The organism is Clostridium sp. RTP31139st1_H3_RTP31139_211217 (assembly GCF_040227035.1).
GTDB classification, from domain to species: domain Bacteria; phylum Bacillota; class Clostridia; order Clostridiales; family Clostridiaceae; genus Clostridium; species Clostridium saudiense.
The window spans coordinates 1-3,419 of sequence record NZ_JBCOAB010000097.1; the positions used below are offsets into that span (position 1 = coordinate 1).

Annotated in this window: 4 protein-coding genes; 1 reads left to right on the plus strand and 3 read right to left on the minus strand. The window is 26.2% G+C overall.

Annotation, left to right across the window (positions count from 1 at the left end):
• On the plus strand, nucleotides 1-250 hold a 250-nt coding region (locus tag ABUA17_RS18555; RefSeq protein WP_349824111.1), incomplete at its 5' end, for a hypothetical protein.
• Between the two features lie 81 nt (nucleotides 251-331).
• Here ABUA17_RS18555 and ABUA17_RS18560 read toward each other — a convergent pair.
• The 3 genes from ABUA17_RS18560 to ABUA17_RS18570 all read right to left on the minus strand — a co-directional run bounded on the left by ABUA17_RS18560 (nucleotide 332) and on the right by ABUA17_RS18570 (nucleotide 3,339).
• On the minus strand, nucleotides 332-871 hold the full coding sequence (locus ABUA17_RS18560) for a peptidoglycan-binding domain-containing protein (protein ID WP_052330771.1): 540 nt from the start codon (nucleotides 869-871) through the stop codon (nucleotides 332-334).
• Between the two features lie 460 nt (nucleotides 872-1,331).
• Nucleotides 1,332-1,820 (minus strand): hypothetical protein, encoded by a 489-nt coding sequence (locus tag ABUA17_RS18565; protein ID WP_042402936.1) that lies wholly within the window; start codon nucleotides 1,818-1,820, stop codon nucleotides 1,332-1,334.
• A gap of 295 nt (nucleotides 1,821-2,115) precedes the next feature.
• Nucleotides 2,116-3,339: a hypothetical protein gene (locus ABUA17_RS18570; protein WP_042402939.1), complete on the minus strand. Its 1,224-nt coding sequence runs from the start codon at nucleotides 3,337-3,339 to the stop codon at nucleotides 2,116-2,118.
• Between the last annotated feature and the right edge of the window lie 80 nt (nucleotides 3,340-3,419).

The following is a 3,419-nucleotide window of genomic DNA, read 5'->3' on the forward strand; positions in this document are numbered from 1 at the left end:
TTATTCTACAACATTCTTAAGTTCTCCTTCAGCTCAAACCACCACAAAAGAAACTACCAATCTAAGCACTATTGAAATTAGCAATAATATAACTGACCAAGATATTGTTACTAGCGAAAATTATGATACTGCTTTACAAAACTTTATTGAAGAAAATAATTATGATTATAACATCAATACTGGTCTAAATATCTTAGATGAATTTATGAAAGAGTATGATTTAGACTGTTTAATAAGAGTATCAGAATAATTATTATTTTCTTTATCAAAAAATAAAATCCAAGTTTCAAAAAATATTTTTTGAAACTTGGATTTTATTTTTAATATAAAGCTATTCACCACTTATAGGTTGTACAACTCCAAAAACTGATTCTACAGCCCATGCAAAAGTTTTTGGACCTGCTATTCCATCAACAGTTAAAATATTGCTATTCATTTGTTGAAACTCTATTATTTTTTGATAAGTTTTTGGTCCAAACAAACCATCTACCGCTAGGCCAGCTCCTAAATAATTAAACATTCCTTGTAAACATCCAACTGAGCCAGATGAATTAGAATAACCATATCCAACATAACTAGTTGTTGGATTACATGTAAAAACTTTTCCTGTACTTTTATTAGTACATTTAATATAAGTAGAACTATAATAAACTAATTCACATGCATCTCCAGCCCTAGCAAATTCATTAGTTGAAAGTGCTATAAACTCTCTTACTATAACATTCTCATTTGATGAATTATTATTTGTATTTTCATAATTTACGTCTAGTTGATTATCTTGAAAATTTAATACTTCTGCTGATACTTCAATATTAATTAAAGAAGTTGTTAAAACTATACCAGAAAGTAATGCAAATATTTTTTTATTCATAAATTCCCCTCCATCAATATTATGTCAATTTAATTATAATAAACGTTGTAATATATTTCAATATATTCTATTTTTTATCACTATATAAAATAAAAATAAGAACAAAATGAAAAAATAAAGAAAAAACTGCAATAATCTGAAGGATATAATTATGCACTCAACAAATAGACCTATAGTATAAGCTCCTCCATATAGACTGAAAATTTGAGAGTATAAAAAATTCAACTTGCAAATTGAACTTTTTAAACAAATAGTATATAATCACTTCTGAAGAAATGAATAAAAAAATAATCAAGGTTTATAAAAAAATTAATGACTTCTAAATGGTTACTACAAAGTAAAGCCAAATTTGCTGACATTAATTTTTTTTATAAGCGTCTCCTTGCCCATTGATTATTTTTTTAGTTTGAATATTATTTATCATTAGTTAAAAAAATTTTTAAAACTTATTACTTTTGAGCTACTTTGAAAAAATCTTAAAAAGGCTTTTCCTATAATTTCTTTTTTGCTCCATTTTTTCTTTTAGATCTTGGAGCTTATTATCTACTTCTTCAAAATGTTCTGCTAAATATAACTGTTGTTCACTTTTTTTCTGCTCTTCCTTTAAAAGTATCTGATTATTTTCAATTAACCTATGTAATTCAGATATTTGTTTATCTTTTTCTTTAAGTTGCTCTAATAAATTATCAATTAACTCTTTATTCAAATTTAATAAACCATCTTCATCTATTGAAGTCTCTGCATTTACATCATTCTCAATTTCTTTATTTTCAACTTCATTTTTAACTTTTAAACCTTCTTGAATCAAGTTGAATAAACTGTCATCAACCATTGATTTTCCTTGTTTCTTAACTATCCTAGCTTTATACTCTTTCAACTTAAGTTTATTATAAATTGTAGTTTTGCTCACTCCTAATTGAATAGCAGTTTCTTCAACTGTCCTTAACATAGCCTAAAACCTCATTTCTAAAAGATTAAACTACTTTAATGTATTCTTTAAAACTCTTTAAAATCCTCTAAATTAAAAATACTAACACTTCTCACCTTGCCGTTTTGGGTAACTCAACACACTAGGCTACATAAGCTAACGTAGCTTAACCATAAACGATAACCCCCTAAACCTGTTCTAAAAATAGAACAGGTTACTACGTAACCCTATAATACAAGCGCAGAAAAAATGAGCCTTTTTTTTTTTTTATTTTTAATATATAATAAGTTTGATTTTGAAATAAAAAAAGAACGGGTTATTTTAATAACCCATTCTTTTTCATATAAGTAATATGTCTTTTGAGTGTTGACTCTGCTAAATCAAGCTCAATACAAATCTCTTTATTTTTAAAGCCTTTTGCACGAAGGCTTTTTATTTTTTTTCTAATTTGCTCAAGCTCTTCTTTCTTAGACATCTTCCCTTCTAATTTTAATTTTTCTATATATCTATTTTTTTCTCTTTCTCTATGTCTTCTCTTGTATTCCATTTTAGAAATTATAGTTGTCATATATGTTTCTTCAATTTCTGTAATCTCTAATAACTCTATTAAAGTATCATTCTTATATTTATATTCTTTATTTTTATCTAAATAACACTTTTCTGCACTTCTAGTTGCCCTTATAACCTCTTTTTCTTTTAAAGGGTATATAAACATACTATTTAGTTCTAAAACATCTTCTAGCGCCTTTTGGACGTCTTCTGTGAAGCTACAAAGATAATACCTATATAAAAATAATATTATTTCTCTATGCCCTCTTAAATCATATTCTCGAAGTTCACATAATTTTGTTATGTCTTGTATTCTTGCAAAGTATAAACTTCTTTCCCTATAAACATAGTTTACTTTCTTTGGACGACCTTTTTTCTTTTCTTTTGGTTTTAGCTCTGGAAGATACTCTTTCTGTATTTCTCTTAAATCATAAATATAGTCATATTCATCTATTATACTTACTACTGTTTTTGATTTTGAGTTAATACTTCCTGGTACTCTTAATACTCTTGTTGCATCTAAAGCTTGTCTATCTGCTCCAAACTCTTTTAATTGATGATATAAATACTCTTGGATTGCTTTCCATAAAGGTAATGCTTGACTTGGTACTTTATTTATATTCCATAATAATGCTAATCCTCGGCCACTATCTATAATATAATTTGTTGCTGGTATTATTTTATTAAAATAATTTGACTCTAAATTCATTATTACCTGCTCTTTTGTATATTTAGTTTTATAATAATCTAAATCTATATATACAAAATTTAATTCTTTTATACATTCTAATCTTCTACATGGTTTATAAAATGTATTTAATGTTATATATATGTTTTCTCCTGTTAAATCTGTTTCTTTTAGTTCTAAATACTTATAATGCCATTGACTATATCCATTTTCATCTATGCAACTTCTCGTGATCCACCCTTTACTATTTCCATGAACCCTATCTATATATTCTACTTTATTCTTTTTTATCGCTTGTCCCATCACTTCACCTCCTTTGTTCGACAACTAATTATATCATACTTTTCTATATTTACTAAAATCTATAACTTTCCCCATTTCCT

Coding starts and splice junctions, on each gene's coding strand:
- ABUA17_RS18560 (WP_052330771.1), bottom strand. CDS start 871: ATGAATAAAAAAATATTTGCATTACTTTCTGGTATAGTTTTAACAACT.
- ABUA17_RS18565 (WP_042402936.1), bottom strand. CDS start 1,820: ATGTTAAGGACAGTTGAAGAAACTGCTATTCAATTAGGAGTGAGCAAA.
- ABUA17_RS18570 (WP_042402939.1), bottom strand. CDS start 3,339: ATGGGACAAGCGATAAAAAAGAATAAAGTAGAATATATAGATAGGGTT.